The organism is Salinivibrio sp. IB282 (assembly GCF_001995685.1).
GTDB lineage: Bacteria > Pseudomonadota > Gammaproteobacteria > Enterobacterales > Vibrionaceae > Salinivibrio > Salinivibrio kushneri.
The window spans coordinates 17,781-33,559 of sequence record NZ_MUET01000036.1 but is presented as its reverse complement, the minus strand read 5'-3'; the positions used below and the strand labels follow the sequence as shown (position 1 = coordinate 33,559).

15 protein-coding genes are annotated in these 15,779 nt (G+C 51.9%); 8 read left to right on the top strand and 7 right to left on the bottom strand.

All coding sequences use genetic code 11. The annotated features are described in order from the left end of the window. The coding region (gene yihA / locus BZG14_RS09075; protein WP_077608577.1) for a ribosome biogenesis GTP-binding protein YihA/YsxC at positions 1 to 453 on the top strand (453 nt) is incomplete at its 5' end. Positions 454 to 763: 310 nt separating this feature from the next. On the opposite strand, the gene BZG14_RS16085 is transcribed toward yihA, so the two are convergent. Continuing rightward, positions 764 to 811 (bottom strand): hypothetical protein, encoded by a 48-nt coding sequence (locus BZG14_RS16085; RefSeq protein WP_438616993.1) that lies wholly within the window; start codon positions 809 to 811, stop codon positions 764 to 766. 198 nt (positions 812 to 1,009) lie between these two features. Beyond that, positions 1,010 to 3,760 carry a DNA polymerase I gene (gene polA / locus BZG14_RS09070; RefSeq protein WP_077608576.1) on the bottom strand — a complete coding sequence of 917 codons (2,751 nt, stop codon included), beginning with the start codon at positions 3,758 to 3,760 and terminating at the stop codon, positions 1,010 to 1,012. Between the two features lie 453 nt (positions 3,761 to 4,213). Between polA and elbB the strand changes: the two genes are divergently transcribed. Beyond that, a complete protein-coding gene (gene elbB, locus BZG14_RS09065; RefSeq protein WP_069360781.1) occupies positions 4,214 to 4,864 on the top strand; it encodes an isoprenoid biosynthesis glyoxalase ElbB in 651 nt (216 codons plus the stop codon). 638 nt (positions 4,865 to 5,502) lie between these two features. On the opposite strand, the gene BZG14_RS09060 is transcribed toward elbB, so the two are convergent. The 3 genes from BZG14_RS09060 to recQ all read right to left on the bottom strand — a co-directional run bounded on the left by BZG14_RS09060 (position 5,503) and on the right by recQ (position 8,387). Next, on the bottom strand, positions 5,503 to 6,171 hold the full coding sequence (locus BZG14_RS09060) for a 7-cyano-7-deazaguanine/7-aminomethyl-7-deazaguanine transporter (protein WP_077608575.1): 669 nt from the start codon (positions 6,169 to 6,171) through the stop codon (positions 5,503 to 5,505). A gap of 112 nt (positions 6,172 to 6,283) precedes the next feature. Then, positions 6,284 to 6,586, bottom strand: coding sequence for a DUF3630 family protein (locus tag BZG14_RS09055; RefSeq protein ID WP_077608574.1), 303 nt, complete (start codon positions 6,584 to 6,586; stop codon positions 6,284 to 6,286). Further along, positions 6,573 to 8,387, bottom strand: coding sequence for an ATP-dependent DNA helicase RecQ (recQ, locus tag BZG14_RS09050; protein ID WP_131825178.1), 1,815 nt, complete (start codon positions 8,385 to 8,387; stop codon positions 6,573 to 6,575). Before recQ ends, BZG14_RS09055 begins: the two co-directional genes overlap by 14 nt. A 237-nt stretch (positions 8,388 to 8,624) precedes the next feature. On the opposite strand from recQ, the gene rarD reads away from it, so the two are divergent. Both rarD and BZG14_RS09040 read left to right on the top strand, forming a co-directional pair. Then, positions 8,625 to 9,557 carry an EamA family transporter RarD gene (gene rarD / locus BZG14_RS09045; RefSeq protein ID WP_077608578.1) on the top strand — a complete coding sequence of 311 codons (933 nt, stop codon included), beginning with the start codon at positions 8,625 to 8,627 and terminating at the stop codon, positions 9,555 to 9,557. Next, positions 9,554 to 10,198, top strand: a complete 645-nt coding sequence (locus BZG14_RS09040) for a LysE family translocator (protein ID WP_077608572.1) — start codon at positions 9,554 to 9,556, stop codon at positions 10,196 to 10,198. The genes rarD and BZG14_RS09040 overlap by 4 nt, the downstream gene beginning before the upstream one ends. 93 nt (positions 10,199 to 10,291) lie before the next feature. Here the strand turns inward: BZG14_RS09040 and uvrD are convergent, their stop codons facing one another. Continuing rightward, entirely contained in the window at positions 10,292 to 12,472 is a 2,181-nt protein-coding gene (gene uvrD / locus BZG14_RS09035; RefSeq protein ID WP_069360776.1) for a DNA helicase II, read from the bottom strand. Between the two features lie 242 nt (positions 12,473 to 12,714). Between uvrD and BZG14_RS09030 the strand changes: the two genes are divergently transcribed. The 4 genes from BZG14_RS09030 to BZG14_RS09015 are packed head-to-tail and all read left to right on the top strand — an operon-like array spanning position 12,715 to position 15,053. Further along, positions 12,715 to 12,975, top strand: coding sequence for a BufA1 family periplasmic bufferin-type metallophore (locus BZG14_RS09030; RefSeq protein WP_069360775.1), 261 nt, complete (start codon positions 12,715 to 12,717; stop codon positions 12,973 to 12,975). A gap of 54 nt (positions 12,976 to 13,029) precedes the next feature. Continuing rightward, on the top strand, positions 13,030 to 13,869 hold the full coding sequence (gene bufB / locus BZG14_RS09025) for an MNIO family bufferin maturase (protein ID WP_077608571.1): 840 nt from the start codon (positions 13,030 to 13,032) through the stop codon (positions 13,867 to 13,869). Further along, positions 13,866 to 14,606, top strand: a complete 741-nt coding sequence (locus tag BZG14_RS09020; RefSeq protein ID WP_077608570.1) for an HvfC/BufC N-terminal domain-containing protein — start codon at positions 13,866 to 13,868, stop codon at positions 14,604 to 14,606. Before bufB ends, BZG14_RS09020 begins: the two co-directional genes overlap by 4 nt. 3 nt (positions 14,607 to 14,609) lie before the next feature. Beyond that, entirely contained in the window at positions 14,610 to 15,053 is a 444-nt protein-coding gene (locus tag BZG14_RS09015) for a DoxX family protein (RefSeq protein ID WP_077608569.1), read from the top strand. Here the strand turns inward: BZG14_RS09015 and BZG14_RS09010 are convergent. Beyond that, a complete protein-coding gene (locus BZG14_RS09010) occupies positions 15,050 to 15,778 on the bottom strand; it encodes an HAD-IA family hydrolase (protein ID WP_158011739.1) in 729 nt (242 codons plus the stop codon). The two genes, BZG14_RS09015 and BZG14_RS09010, sit on opposite strands and share 4 nt — an antisense overlap. Position 15,779 lies beyond the last annotated feature (1 nt).

Genomic DNA, 15,779 nt, shown 5'->3' with positions numbered 1-15,779 from the left:
CAATTAATTAACCTCTTTAAGGTGGACGAAGGTTGTCATATTGTCGACCTACCCGGTTATGGTTATGCCCAAGTCCCTTTGGAAATGAAAGAGAAGTGGCAGCGTTCACTGGGAGAATATTTACAAAAACGTGATCAACTTGGCGGATTAGTGGTGTTGATGGATATTCGTCATCCGATGAAAGACTTGGATCAGCAACTGATTTACTGGGCGGTAGAGTCTCACTTGCCAGTATTGGTACTACTGACCAAAGCCGATAAGTTGAAATCAGGGGCACGTAAGCAGCAACTGATGAAAATCCGTGAAGCGTCACTGGCCTTTTGCGGCGATGTTGAGGTCGAGTTGTACTCATCGCTCAAAGGCATGGGCGTCGATAAATTACGCCGCAAGCTAGACGGCTGGTATCAACAAGATCCCTCTCCTCTTACCGACGACGCCCAACCAACCGATTAACCCGCTTTAAAGGGGAAAGCCTGCCTGTCACTGACGTAGATAAAAAAAAGCCGACCCTCAATATGAGGGCCGGCGAATCTTTGTGCTTAAGCGATCTCAATCAGACCCTATAGAYACATAAAGAACAAGAAGCTGTGCGCATTATAACCAAGCCCTTAGGCAAAATTAAAGTAATTGCTCTAATTTTTTTGAAAAGAATGGAATAATGCGAGTCAGCAAACGATAAAAAGGCAGTGGCAGGGTGACGCCTCGCGCTGACGATTAGCCAATAAAAAAAGCCCCAGTCAGTATCCTGACTGGGGCTGCTGAATCAGCCAAATCCAATAACGTGAAACAAAAGGTCTGAAAGATAGAACATCTTACCTCTGTACCCTACGCTGTTAACTGTATATCAATCACTCAGTGTTGAAAAGTATCTTACGTAATTTTTTTTCATAAAAATAAACCTATTTAGCGTAAAAACGCCACAGATCAGGTGGATAATGAATAAAAAAAAGCCGATAAAAATATCGGCTTTCAGTGTAAAAAGACAGAAAGGTCAATAAAAACCCTGAACTTAGTGGGCTTCTCCCCAGTTATCGCCGAACCCTGCTTCGGCGATCAAAGGCACATCCAAGTCAGCCGCTGACGCCATCAATTTCCGTACTTTGCTTTCAACTTTGGACATTGATGACGTTTTGACTTCCAACACCAGTTCATCGTGCACCTGCATCACCAGGCGAGCCTCATCCGCGGCGTTGGCTTGGATCCATTGATCAACCAGTATCATCGCACGCTTGATAATATCGGCTGCCGTCCCTTGCATCGGCGCATTGATTGCCGCGCGCTCGGCCCCTTTACGACGCATGCCGTTTCGTGACTTTATTTCAGGCAGATATAGGCGACGACCAAAAATGGTTTCCACGTAGCCTTTTTCCGCCGCTTGCTCACGGGTGCGTTCCATGTAGGCCTTCACGCCTGGATAACGCTCAAAATAAGTATCCATGTAACTTTGTGCTTCATGGCGACCAATCCCTAATTGACGAGATAAGCCAAAGGCACTCATGCCATAAATCAGGCCAAAGTTGATCGCTTTGGCGCGGCGACGCTGTTCACTGGTGACTTCATCGAGGCGGATACCCATCACTTCGGCTGCGGTGGCGGCGTGAATATCTTTGCCCTCTCGGAACGCTTCTAGCAAGGCTTTATCACCAGATAAATGCGCCATAATCCGCAATTCGATTTGCGAGTAATCCACCGCCAAAATGGTGTTATCCGCGTCTGCCGTAAAGGCCTCGCGAATACGACGCCCCTGCTCGTTACGAATGGGGATATTTTGTAAGTTCGGATCGGTGGACGATAAGCGTCCCGTCGCGGTGACGGCTTGATGATACGAGGTATGCACGCGGCCCGTTTGCGCATTAATCATGCGCGGCAATTTGTCCGTGTACGTCGATTTGAGTTTTGCCAGTCCACGGTATTCCAAAATCCGCGCAGGTAGCGGGTAATCGAGTGAAAGCTCTTGCAGCACTTCCTCATTGGTTGAAGGGCTACCTGATGGGGTTTTCTTCACCACCGGCAGGCCCATTTTCTCAAACAAAATCGCTTGTAGTTGCTTGGGCGAGCTTAAGTTGAACTCTTCGCCGGCAATCTCAAAGGCTTCACGCTCAAGCTCAATCAAACGAGTATGTAGCGCCTCTGATTGGGTCGCCAGCTTGTCTTTGTCGATTAGCACCCCATGACGTTCCATGCGCGACAGCACGCTGACCAGCGGCATCTCGTAGCACTCAAAAATGGTTTTTAGTTTCTCGTCACTGGTGACTTTCCCAATCAGGTATTGGTGCAAACGCAACGTAATGTCCGCATCTTCCGCCGCATAAGGTGCCGCTTGCTCAAGCGGGATTTGGTTAAAAGTCAGTTGTTTCTTGCCTTTCCCGGCAATCTCTTCAAAGCTGATGCAGGTATGCTGCAAGTAGCGCTCAGCGAGGCTATCCATGTCATGACGTCCCGCCACACTGTTATAGACGTACGACTCCAGCATGGTGTCATAGGCGATCCCTTTTAAGGTGATCCCGTGACGCGCAAACACACTGGCATCATATTTCAGATTTTGACCGACTTTCGCCGCTGAAGGATCTTCCAACCAAGGGCGTAATACGTCCATCACCTGATCCAGCGATAACTGCGCCGGCGCTTCCAGGTAATCATGAGCTACCGGCACATACGCCGCTTCACCCGGCGCGACGGCAAATGAAATCCCAACCAGATTGGCTTCCATATAGTTGAGGCTATCGGTTTCCGTATCCACCGCGACCACCTCAGCATCACGGATTTTTTCAAGCCAACTATCCAGCGCGTCGCGTGTCAGAACGGTCTGATAGCCACTGCGGTCAATCGTGGCCGCTTGCGAGATAGGTTCATCAGACACCGCCTCTTCTGGCGCATCACCTTCATCCAGCTCTTTGAGCCAGCGGCGGAATTGCAAGTCACGATACATGGCTACCAAGGTGTCATTATCAGGCTCTTGCTTGACCAGCTGTTCAGGGGTGAAGTCCAGTTCAACGTCCAATTTTATCGTTGCTAACTGGTGTGACAAATAAGCCGACTCTTTATGCTCTGTCAGTTTCTTCGCCATGCTCTTCGCACCACGGAAACCAAGATCGGCGATACGCTCAAGGCTGGCGTAAATATCATCCAAGCCGCCCAGATTGGCAATCAACGCGGTCGCGGTTTTATCACCGACCCCAGGTACACCGGGAATGTTATCGACTTTGTCGCCCATCAGAGCAAGGTAATCAATCATATGCTCAGGACCAAAGCCATACTTCTCACGCACCGCCTCAGGATCCATCACCACATTGGTCATGGTGTTGATTAAGGTGACATGCTCATCCACCAGCTGCGCCATATCTTTATCACCCGTACTGATAAGCACCGGCATCCCCGCTTGTGAGGCTTGCGTGGCGAGCGTGCCAATCACATCATCGGCTTCCACCCCTTCTACCGCGAGTAAAGGCAAACCCATGGCTTTGATAATCTTGTGCAAAGGTTCAATTTGCCCGCGTAGATCATCTGGCATCGGTGGACGATTGGCTTTGTATTGTTCATACATGTCATCGCGGAACGTCTTCCCTTTGGCATCAAAAATCACCGCCACGTGTGAATGTGGATACTGTCGCAACAAGCTGCGCAGCATATTGACCACCCCAAACACCGCGCCCGTGGGCTCGCCTTGGCTATTAGTGAGATTAGGGGACGCATGGTATGCCCGGTAAAGATACGAGGAGCCATCCACAAGGATTAACGGATTGTCGGGAAGAGTTGCCATATCAGAATCTTGATCGCCAGTTAAACACGTTAGCCGTTAAGCATGCCACGAGTCTCGACCCCTGTTAACCATGGTTTTTCCCACAAGGTCGCCAATCTGTGGATAACTTTGTTGGTAATTATTTTATAGGGTTTTGATTTTGTCTAAACAAACATAAGAAATGGATTTTTTATTAAATAAAAACATTAACTTAGGCAAAATCACAGGATCTAGATCTTGATCGAAAAAGGATCCTGTGGTGTGGAAAAAGAAATCGCTACTGGCGTCAAAGGTTGCAGAGAAAGTCATCACAAACTGCGGAGATAATCACCAATTTCTCTTGCGATCTTGGCTACTATTTCGCATAAGCCCTTGGCCAATGCGACACTGTTAGACGCAATTAAGCGTAGACGACGCTTTAAGCATTGCCCACTCGGATTGCAATATTTTAAATGCCGATACAAGGAGAGCGTGATGAAAAAGGTGGCTGTGATCTTATCTGGCTGCGGCGTGTTTGATGGTGCCGAGATCCAAGAAACTGTGTTATCCCTACTGGCCCTCGAGCAAAACGATGCTCAATGGCAGTGCTTTGCCCCAGATATCGATCAGCACCATGTTATTAACCATCGTACTGGCGAAGCGATGAGCGAAACGCGTAATGTGCTCACTGAAGCCAGCCGCATTGTGCGTGGGGAGATACTTCCGCTAACTGATTTGAACGCCGATGACTTCGACGCCCTACTGGTTCCTGGCGGTTTTGGTGCCGCGAAAAACTTATCGGACTTTGCTTACAATGGCGATCCGGTTCAGGTACACCAAGATATGTTTGCAGTGTGTCAGGCCTTTGCCCGTTCCGAGAAGCCTGCTGGCTATATGTGTATCGCCCCGATCATGATCCCGCAGATCTACCCAAAAGGCGTCAAAGGCACCATTGGTAATGAGCCAGACATCGCCGCCGCCTTTAACCGTATGGGCGGTGAGCATATCGAATGTCCCGTATCGGATTATGTGTTAGACCAACGCCACCATCTGCTATCCACACCGGCCTATATGCTGGCAACATCTGTGTCGGACGCCGCGAGTGGTATCAATCGGATGGTGAAAAAACTGGTTGAGCTGGCCTAAGCACATAATAGGAAGATACAAAGAAAAAAGCGACGCCGAGAGCGGCGTCGCTGTAACAGGTGAGCGCAAAAACAAAGCTGTTTTAGTAACAGTTTGCTGGCCCCAATACACTGGAAGCAATGTGAGCAATGTCGTGCCTTCAGCGCTGAGCATGTGGGCTTGGCCCTGAAGACAAGTTAACAATAACCATTCTCATTAGCATTTTCAACAAATAATTTCGATGCTTTTTGATTTGTTGATCTTGTGCTCAGACTCTCTCGCTGTCATCAAACTSTCATTGCATCCACCGCTATCACGCCAACATCCATCGTTCGAAAAGCCAGTACCCAGAAAAGAAAAAAGCGACACCCCGAAAGGTGTCGCCTAGCAAAAATGGGCTAACTTAATCACTGTCTGATAAGCGCCCCGCTAATACACTGGAAGCAATGTGAGCAATGTCGTGCCTTCAGGGTTAAGCATGTGGGCTTGACCCTGAGTGCGAGTTAATAATAACCATTCTCATTATCGTTTATCAAGAAAAAAATATGCTTATTTTCCACTCACTGTTCATTTATTGATCTGCTTCTCAAAATAAAGTCGATAATTGGCAGGCTGACGTAAAAAAAGAGCCGCGATGCGACTCTTTATTCTGCGACTGACTAGGACGTTTGCTGCATCGTCGCCGACGGCGTCACCTGTGTGATTCGTCGAATAATCAGGTTGAGCWACACCCCATACAGAGGAATAAACAGTCCCAAGCTAATAATCAACTTAAAGGCATAATCTACCAAGGCGATTTCGACCCAGTGCGCGGCCATAAAGGCATCTTGGCTTTGATAAAACGCAATCGCGAAAAAGGCGAGTGTGTCTGACGCATTACCAAACAAGGTCGAACAACTCGGTGCCACCCACCATTGACGCTGCTGGCGTAACCGATTGAACACATGAATATCTAAAATCTGACCCAGCAGATAGGCCATAAAGCTGGCAATCGCAATCCGCGCGACGGTGAGATTAAAGCTACCCAGCTGCTCCATGCCTTGATAACTGCCTTGGTAAAACAAGACGGATAACACGTAGGAAATCAGCAGCGAGGGCACCATCACCAGCAAGATAATGCGGCGCGCCAGAGTCGGACCATAGATCCTGACGGTTAAATCAGTGGCCAAAAAAATAAACGGAAAGGTAAAGGCTCCCCAGGTGGTGTGGAAACCCCAAACCGTAAAGGGGATCTGCACCAAGTAATTACTGGAGGCAATAATGATTAGATGGAATAGAACGAGGTAACCCAGCGCTTTACGCTGCTGAGCAAGAGAAAAGTGGCTCATCGTGCACCTTTTTGTTATTGGGGGCGAGGGAACCCAAAAGACTTAGCTACCCGTCTACAGGCAGCGCGAGGTGGCGAATTATACAGCAATCAATCGCCGGTGCCAGTGCAATTTAAAGAGGCGGATGACGCGTCCACCAACGGCGCAAAAAGGCAATTACCTCGTCGCCCTCATTATCCAGCGCTTCTACCCACACGCTCTGGGTATAATGTGCCGCTTTGAGCATCAAGCGCGTGCCTTCAAAATCAATCAGCCAGGTCATCATGTCCGCGTCTTGTTGCCGCTCCAGCACAGAGGCCGCGAGGGTGTCTAACAATGGCTGACAGATCGCCTCCGCATTATCCGCATCCAGCTGCGGCTGATAAAACGCCAAGGCGCCGTCGGACGCCATCAGTTGCCAGTTACTCGGTGCCATAACCAAATTCACTTACACTAAGATGATCATCAATTAAGTCCAAAAACGCATCGCCGAATTTTTCCAGTTTGCGCTGCCCGACGCCACTGACCGCTAAGAGTTCCGCTTGCGATGACGGCAGCATCTCAGCCATTTCCATCAAACTGGCATCGTTAAATACCACGTAAGGCGGAATATCTTCTTCGTCAGCAATGGCCTTGCGCAACTTACGCAACTTGGCAAATAGCTTTTTGTCGTAATGGCGCTGGCTCAGTTTGTTGGCTTTGGTGCGCGGGCTGAGGCCAATACGCGGCACCGCCAGCTCAAGCGCCATTTCGCTACGCAATAGTGGCCGCGCTTGTTCGGTCAACTGCAACACCGAGCTGCGGGCAATGTTTTGCACCAGATAACCGCGGTGGATCAATTGGCGAATAATGCTCACCCAGTATTCATGGCTCCACTCTCGCCCGATGCCATAGGTAGAGAGCTTGTCGTGACCATGATCTTTAATGCGCTGATTTTGCATTCCGCGCAATACTTCCACCACATACCCGACCCCGAAGCTTTGGTTAACACGGTACACGCACGACAGCGCTTTTTGTGCTTGTTCGGTGCCATCAAAATGGGTGGGCGGGTCGAGACAAATATCACAGTTGCCACAAGGGGTTTGGCGGTTCTCACCAAAGTAGTTCAGGAGCACTAAACGGCGACAGGTTTGCGCTTCGGCAAACGCCCCCATCGCGGTCAGTTTATGGCTTTCGACCTGCTTTTGTGGCCCATCCGGCTTTTCTTCCAAGCAGCGATGGAGCCATCCCATGTCGGAGGGGTCATATAACAACACCGCTTCAGCCGGCAGTCCATCTCGCCCGGCACGGCCGGTTTCTTGGTAGTAAGATTCAATATTGYGCGGCACATCATAGTGCACCACAAAGCGGACATTGGGCTTGTTGATCCCCATCCCAAATGCCACGGTCGCTACCACAATGTTGACATCATCACGTTGGAACGCCTCTTGGACTGATCCGCGCGCCTCAGTGGTCATCCCTGCATGGTAAGCGGCGGCGAGCATATTGTTGTCACACAGTTTTTGAGTGACCTGCTCAACCCGCTTACGGCTATTACAATAGACAATCCCGGATTGGCCGCGTTGACCACTCAGAAACTGCACCAATTGGGCTAAAGGTTTGTGCTTTTCCAGCAAGGTGTAACGAATGTTAGGACGGTCAAAGCTACCTAGATGCACCAGTGGATCGTTCAGGGCAAGGCGGGATAAAATATCCTCGCGCGTGGTGGCATCCGCGGTGGCTGTCAGCGCCATCACAGGCACGTCAGGAAAGTGCTGTTTGAGCTGGCCTAAAGAGGCATATTCGCGACGAAAATCATGGCCCCACTGGGAAATACAGTGCGCTTCATCCACCGCCACTAATCCAAGTTGCCAATCACTTAAGCGATGAAGAAAATCACGGCCCAGGGCACGCTCAGGCGACACGTACAGCAGTTTCACCTCGCCATGGTTTAAGGCGCGCAAAGTCTCCGCTTGCGCCTCAGGCGTCATCGCTGAGTTTAAGCACGCCGCGGCAACCCCATTGGCATTAAGCTGGTCAACCTGATCTTTCATCAATGAAATCAAAGGTGAAATCACCACGGTCAAGCCGATGCGCACCAACGCGGGGATCTGATAGCACAGAGACTTGCCTCCCCCGGTCGGCATAATGACCAAGGCATCACGCCCCGCAATCGCCGCATCAATCACCGCTTGTTGCCCCTCACGGAACTGGTGATAACCAAACACCGCTTTGAGTACCTGATGGGCAGGGCTCATGGCAGGATCAGCAATGGGGGCGTCGCTAGACGTTGACGCATCGGCATGGGCGGGGGTGGCGGACATAATCAAGCTCGTTATTCAAACTGGCGCTCATTCTACCGACACCCTGTAGGCGATGAAACCCTGAGCACAGAGAAAGGTGCTTGCGCCCACTCTTACAACTTGTTACATCTAGACAACATGCACACGTTGGTGTTCATCCCTGACCGACACTTATAACGAGACTGCGCTGTGATTCCTGATCCGAAACGCGCCCGCCAAGGCGTGTTATTGGCCCTGGCGGCCTACATTATGTGGGGTATCGCCCCCATGTACTTTAAAACGGTCAACCATATTCCGGCGCCCGAAATTTTAGCGCACCGGGTATTGTGGTCGTTTGTCTTTTTGGCATTGCTGCTTTTTTTCACCCGTCGTTTTTATCAGCTCAAGCCGATTATCCGCGAACCGAAAAAGCTGTTGATGTTAATGCTCACCTCTTGCTTTATTKGCTGTAATTGGCTGATTTTTATCTGGGCGATTGTTAATAACCGCATGCTGGATGCCAGCCTTGGCTACTACATTAATCCACTGGTGAACGTGGCGCTGGGGATGATCTTTCTTGGTGAGCGTTTCCGCCGTCTGCAGTGGCTTGCCGCCGCGCTGGCGTTGGTGGGGGTATTAGTACAACTGATCACCTTTGGTTCACTGCCTTGGATTGCACTGGTGCTGGCCACCAGTTTTGCGATTTACGGCTTACTGCGCAAAAAAATCAATCTTCCTGCGGTGCCGGGTTTGTTTGTGGAAACCTGCACACTCTTACCCATTGCGCTGATTTATCTGTGGCAGTTTGCCGATACATCCAGCGCCAACCTGCTCGAGAATCCCATTAGCCTGAATATGCTACTGGCCGCTGCCGGTTTGATCACTACGGTGCCTTTACTATGCTTTACCGGCGCCGCCACCCGCTTACCCTTAACGGTATTGGGCTTTTTCCAATATATCGGCCCTAGCTTAATGTTTTTACTCGCCGTCGGCTTGTATGACGAACCCTTTACCCCAGATAAAGCCACCACCTTTGCCTTTATTTGGGCCGCCTTGGCGATATTTAGCTTTGATGCCTATCGGGCAAAACGACAGCAAGAGGCCAAGATAGAGACCACACCTTTGTCAGCAGGAAAATCAGGATGAATGAGTTCGCTATTCTCGCCACGCTGGCGGGGGTACATATGATTGCGCTGCTCAGCCCCGGGCCGGACTTTGCCTTGGTGCTCCAAAATGCGACCCGTTATGGCCGTGCTACTGGCTTGGCGATTGCACTAGGGTTATCGCTCAGTATTTTGGCGCACACAATACTGAGCATTACCGGCATCAGCCTGTTGGTACATCAGCACCCACAACTGTTTATGTGGGTGCAGGTGGCGGGGGGCAGTGTGCTGATGTATTTAGGTCTTAGCGCGATTAAAGGTTTGCTCGCCGCCACCACAGCGCCAGTGCAAACCGCCAATGATGCGCCTGCGGTACGCGGCCAAAAACAGGCCTTTTGGAAAGGGGTGCTGACCAACCTTTTCAACCCGAAAGCCTTGGTGTTTTTTATTTCGTTGATGAGTACCTTGGTGCCGGCCAGCATGTCTGCCAGTGGCAAAGCCATGGCCGTGGCGGTGGTGTTCTTACTCTCATTAGGCTGGTTTTCGTCACTCGCCTGGCTGCTATCAGGCAGTCGCGTACAGCAAGTGCTCACCAAAGTCGCCCCGGTTATCGATGGCCTGTGTGCACTGTTATTTTTGCTGTTAGGTGGCGCGGTCGTTTGGCAAGCCGGCGTGTTCGGCTAACGCCGCGGCAGAAAAAGCAGGCAATGGGATAAAGACCAATACGCCCAGCCGAAGCTGGGCGTGTATGACGTTTTTTCCGTTGAGCCGTTGGGCTTAAAGCGCTTCCAGTTTGGCATACTGAGTCACCAACCACTTAATCCCTTCCCCATTAAAGGCAACTTGCACGCGACTTTGTCCGCCACTGCCTTCAAAGTTGATGATGGTGCCTTCACCAAACTTAGGGTGTTGAACCCGCTGACCCAAACTAAATCCGGTTTGGTTAAAGTTCTCCTGAGTCTGCGTTTTGGAAAAACGGCCACCGCTGGCGGCAGGGCGTGAGACATTGGCACGCATGCGCACTTCTTCCAAGCAGGCCTCGGGCAGCTCACGAATAAAGCGCGAGATCTTATGGAACATGTCTTTGCCGTACACACGGCGCATTTCTGCGTAGGTGAGATAGAGTTTTTCCATCGCTCGCGTCATACCGACATAGCAAAGGCGACGCTCTTCTTCTAAGCGACCCGCTTCTTCAGCTGACATCTGACTGGGGAACATGCCCTCTTCCACCCCGACCATAAAGACTAAGGGGAACTCAAGACCTTTGGCACTGTGTAAGGTCATCAATTGGACCGCATCATCAAACTCATCCGCTTGCCCTTCACCGGCCTCAAGGGCAGCGTGGGCCAAGAACGCCGACAGCGGTGTCATGCCTTCCGCTTCCGCTTCTTCGGGCGGCGTAAATTGGCGCGTGGCCGTCACCAACTCTTCCAAGTTATCGACGCGTGCTTGCGCTTTTTCGCCTTTTTCTTGCTCGTACATGGCGCGCAAGCCGGAGTGACGGATCACGGCATCGGTCTGTTGATACAGCGCCATGTCACGGGTGTCATCTTCTAGCGCATTGACCAGCTCGATAAACCGGCCCAACGCATTGGCCGCGCGTCCTGCCAACGCTTTTTCTGCCAAAATTTGCTCGGCAGTGTGCCACAAGGTTTGGCCGCGATCGCGCGCCGCGCCACGAAGCGTCTCAAGGGTACGATCACCAATCCCTCGAGTGGGCGTGTTTACTACCCGCTCAAACGCCGCATCGTCATTGCGATTCGCCATCAAACGTAAATACGCCAGCGCATCTTTGATTTCTTGGCGTTCGAAAAAGCGCATGCCGCCGTAGATACGATAAGGCAGGCCGGCTTGAATTAAGGCTTCTTCCAGCACCCGAGATTGGGCGTTGTTGCGGTATAAAATGGCGCTATCAGTGAGTGCGCCGCCTTCGTCTTGCCAGGTTTTGATTTTCCCGACCACAAACCGCGCTTCATCCAGTTCATTAAACCCGGCATACACCGAAATAGGCTCGCCCTCTTTGCCCTCGGTCCACAGGCTTTTGCCCATCCGGTCGGCGTTGTTTTCAATCAGGGTGTTGGCCGCTTGCAAAATCGTACTGGTCGAGCGGTAGTTTTGCTCCAAACGGATAGTCTGCGGGGTGGTGAAATCGTCCAGAAAACGCTGAATATTCTCGACTTTCGCACCACGCCAGCCGTAAATAGATTGGTCGTCGTCCCCCACAATCATCACATGCGCCTGTTGGCCAGCCATCATACGCAGCCACGCATATTGGATGTTGTTGGTATCTTGGAACTCATCCACCAAAATGTGCTGGAAACGTGCTTGGTAGTGTTCGCGGATCACCGCTTTATCGCGCAATAACTCTAAGGTTCGCAGCAAGATCTCGGCAAAATCCACCAAACCGGCGCGATCACAGGCTTCTTGATACGCCTGATAAATCCGCAGCCAAGTGCTTTCAACCGGATCATGGCGGGTATCAATGTGCTTGGGACGCAAGCCTTCATCTTTTTTGCCATTGATGTACCAACTCGCTTGCTTGGCGGGCCAGTGTTTTTCATCCAAGTTTTGCGCTTTAATTAACCGACGTAGCAAGCGCTGCTGGTCGTCTGAATCAAGAATTTGGAAGTCTTGTGGCAGGTTGGCGTCCAAATAGTGGGCACGGAGAATACGATGACAAATACCGTGGAAGGTACCACACCACATGCCAGAGGCCGTGCCTTGCATCAATTGCTCAATACGGCCACGCATTTCCGCTGCTGCTTTGTTGGTGAAGGTCACCGCCATCACCGAGAACGGCGACGCCTCTTCCACCCGCATCAGCCAAGCCATACGATGAACCAGCACACGAGTTTTACCACTGCCAGCACCCGCCAGCACCAAATGGTTGCCGAGCGGCGCGGCCACGGCTTCACGCTGTTTGTCGTTGAGTCCGTCAAGAAGAGTTGATACGTCCATCGCCACCTGCCATTTTACTGGGTATTTATACACTGGTTGGCGATTATACCAGCTCAGCGCTAAATTGCGCGCCCGATCCCGACGCAACTTTTTTAAGTATAAAATTCAGCAGTTTATCCATCGCCGTGCAAAAAAACACTTAAATGATGAAAGATTGTGCAGTGTTTTCCTATCTTGATTTATAGGCCCACCACGAATCAGAGGGCTGATAACACCAACACGGAACAAGAAGAGGATACATGATGAAAAACACTAACCTAGCTGTTGCCGCTGCTGTCACAGGATTGCTGGCGGTGGGTACCACCACACTCACTAGCGCACCGGCCCATGCGGCAGAAAAAGAAAAATGCTACGGCGTCGTTAAAGCAGGAGAAAACGACTGCGCCACCAACACCAGCTCCTGTGCGGGCACGTCAACGAAAGATGGCCAAAAAGACGCTTTTGTCATGGTGCCTGAAGGCTTATGCGACCGCTTAGTCGGCGGCAGTACCTCGTCATCCTGATATGGCGCGCCCGGGCTTGCCCCGGGCTTCGTCACTCGACCACAAGGAGCGACCATGRATGAAGCAACCATTTTGACTGGCGTGGGACTCAGACAACCCCATCTCACCTACTTCGACCACTATCGCCCAAAGCTTGGCTGGTTAGAAATCCACAGTGAAAACTATTTCCGCCCTCACCGTCCTGCCTTTTCAACCTTGATGCGGTTACGTGAGGATTATGCCATCAGCTGCCATGGCGTGGGGCTGTCGCTGGGGAGCGATGAGCCGCTTGATCGGGCCCATTTAGACAAGCTGTGTACACTGGTCAAACACGTCGAGCCACTGTTTGTGTCTGACCATTTAAGTTGGAGCCGGATAGATGGGCAGCACTTTCACGATTTACTCCCCCTCCCATACACCGAGCAGGCATTGCGGGTGTTTTGCGCCAATGTGCAGCAGGTTCAAGACGCGCTGCAGCGTCCTCTGCTGATTGAAAACCCATCGAGCTATTTAAGCTTTTCTCAGGGTGACTACCACGAATGGGAATTTCTCGCCGAAGTGCATGCTCGCACGGGCTGCGATTTACTGCTCGATTTAAATAATGTTCATGTCAGCGCGTTTAACCATCATTTTAGCGCCAGCACCTACCTTGACGCGATTCCCGCCCATGCGGTGAAAGAAATTCACCTTGCTGGGTTTACCGTCAAACACACCCCCGCAGGAGAGATTTGGATAGATACCCATAACCAGCCAGTTAGCGAGGCGGTGTGGACGCTCTATCAACAGTGGATTGACCGCCACGGCCCACGCCACACCCTCATTGAATGGGATAGCGACTTGCCCACGCCCGAGCGATTGTTAGCAGAAGCGGCCAAAGCCCACCACCGACTGGCTCGACACAAGGAGGCAGTATGACGCTAGCCACCCTGCAACAGGCCTTTGCGGCCACATTGCGGGACGACCCTCAGCCGCTGCCGATAAAAGACGGTCGCCTTGCCGCTGACAAGCGAGTGCAGATTTATCGCAACCATTATGTGGTCACCCTGACCGACACCTTAAAATGCGTGTATCCCAAGACCTGTGCGCTACTGGGTGAGGCGTGTTTTGACGCGGTAGCCCGTCATCATGCGATGGTGCATCCCCCGCAAACCGGGGTGATGGAAGACTATGGCGCACAGTTCGATGCGACCTTGCGCGCCCTACCCAATATTATCGAGCCCGTGCCGTGTTGCGCCGAGCTTGCCCGTTTTGAGTGGGCGCAAGTGGCGCTCACTCTCGCCCCAGCGTCTCCGCCGTTTGAAGGCAGCGCGCTCGCGTCGCTAAGCCCTGAGCAACAAGCGCAGGTTTGTTTACCGCTCAACCATCAAGCTCGTTTGTTTGAAAGTGACTACGCGGTCAGTGACCTGTGGCAAGCGATCGCCACCGAACAGTTCGAGGGCTTGGTGGTCGAGAAGCCGCAAGCTTTGTTGCTGGTTGCTCACCACGACAAGGTGCATTGGTACGCGCTCAATACCCATCWTGTCAGCGTGCTAAAAACCTGCCCCCATACACCATTAGGTGCCCTGTCAGAGGCGCAACTGGCGTGTGTGTCTGAACTCGCGGCCATGAATGCATTTACCACCCCAACGACTGCCTATAATGCAAAGGAGTAAGCCATGTGGCTAACCACAATCAATCACACCTTCACTCGCGCGCTTACCCCACTGCAGCCGTTACTTCTGCTGGTAGGCCGCGTCTATGTGGCATGGATTTTTTTTCAGTCCGGGCTAATCAAATACCAAAATTGGGACAGCACCCTATACCTGTTCGAGTTTGAGTATCAGGTGCCTTTGCTGCCCTGGCAGCTGGCCGCGTATTTAGGGACCGCAGCGGAGCTGATTTTGCCGGTATTTGTTGCTTTGGGCCTGCTCGCGCGTCCCATGACCTTGGCGCTGTTTGTGTTCAACATTGTCGCGGTCGCCTCCTACCCACTGCTATGGGAGCGTGGCTATGATGACCACATTATGTGGGGCGTGATCTTATTGGTGGTCAGTGTGTGGGGGCCAGGTTGGCTTAACCTCGACAACTGGCTAGCCCGCAAACAAAGCGGCACCGATTAGCGGTGCCACTGCTGAATAAGGGAATCGAGCTCAGATAGATCGTCGATCGCCACATCCGGCAAGGTGYGCCCTTTATGCATCATGGGGGACTGGCGGTCTGGGCGGATCCAACAGGCTTGCATGCCCGCTTGGCGCGCGCCAGCCACATCCGAGCTTAAGTGATCGCCCACATGTAAAATACGCGCCGGGGCGAGGTCCAAGGCCTGCGCGGCCTTATCAAACATCTCGGGGCTCGGCTTGGCCTCTCMGTGTTCACCGGCACGGAAAATATGCTGGAAAAACGGCGTCAGGCCAATCGCATCGGTGTCGACGTTACCGTTAGTGATGGCCACCAATGGCAGTTTCTCGGACCAGGCTTTTAAGTAAGCCAAACTTTGCGCCGGCGGGGTAAAGTCACTGCGATATCCGCAAAAGAAGGTCGTCGCCGCTTGAGCTTGTGCGCGCGCCTTCTCCGCGGTTAAACCAACATGCTCTCCGGCTAAGGTCAGCTGGGCAACCCGCATCGCGGTGACGTCAAAGCGTTGGGCTGGATTCTCATCACGGGCTTGGCGGCGAAATCCCGCAAGGGTGGCTTTATCAAGCGCGGCGAGCGGGGGGCAGTGCTCACTCAAATAGTCGCTTAGCGCCGCCTCCGCGCGTGCGATCACCGGCCAGTTATCGTACAAGGTATCATCCAAGTCAAAACTCACCGCATCAAACGCGTTTAAGCGACGATAAAATTTCATA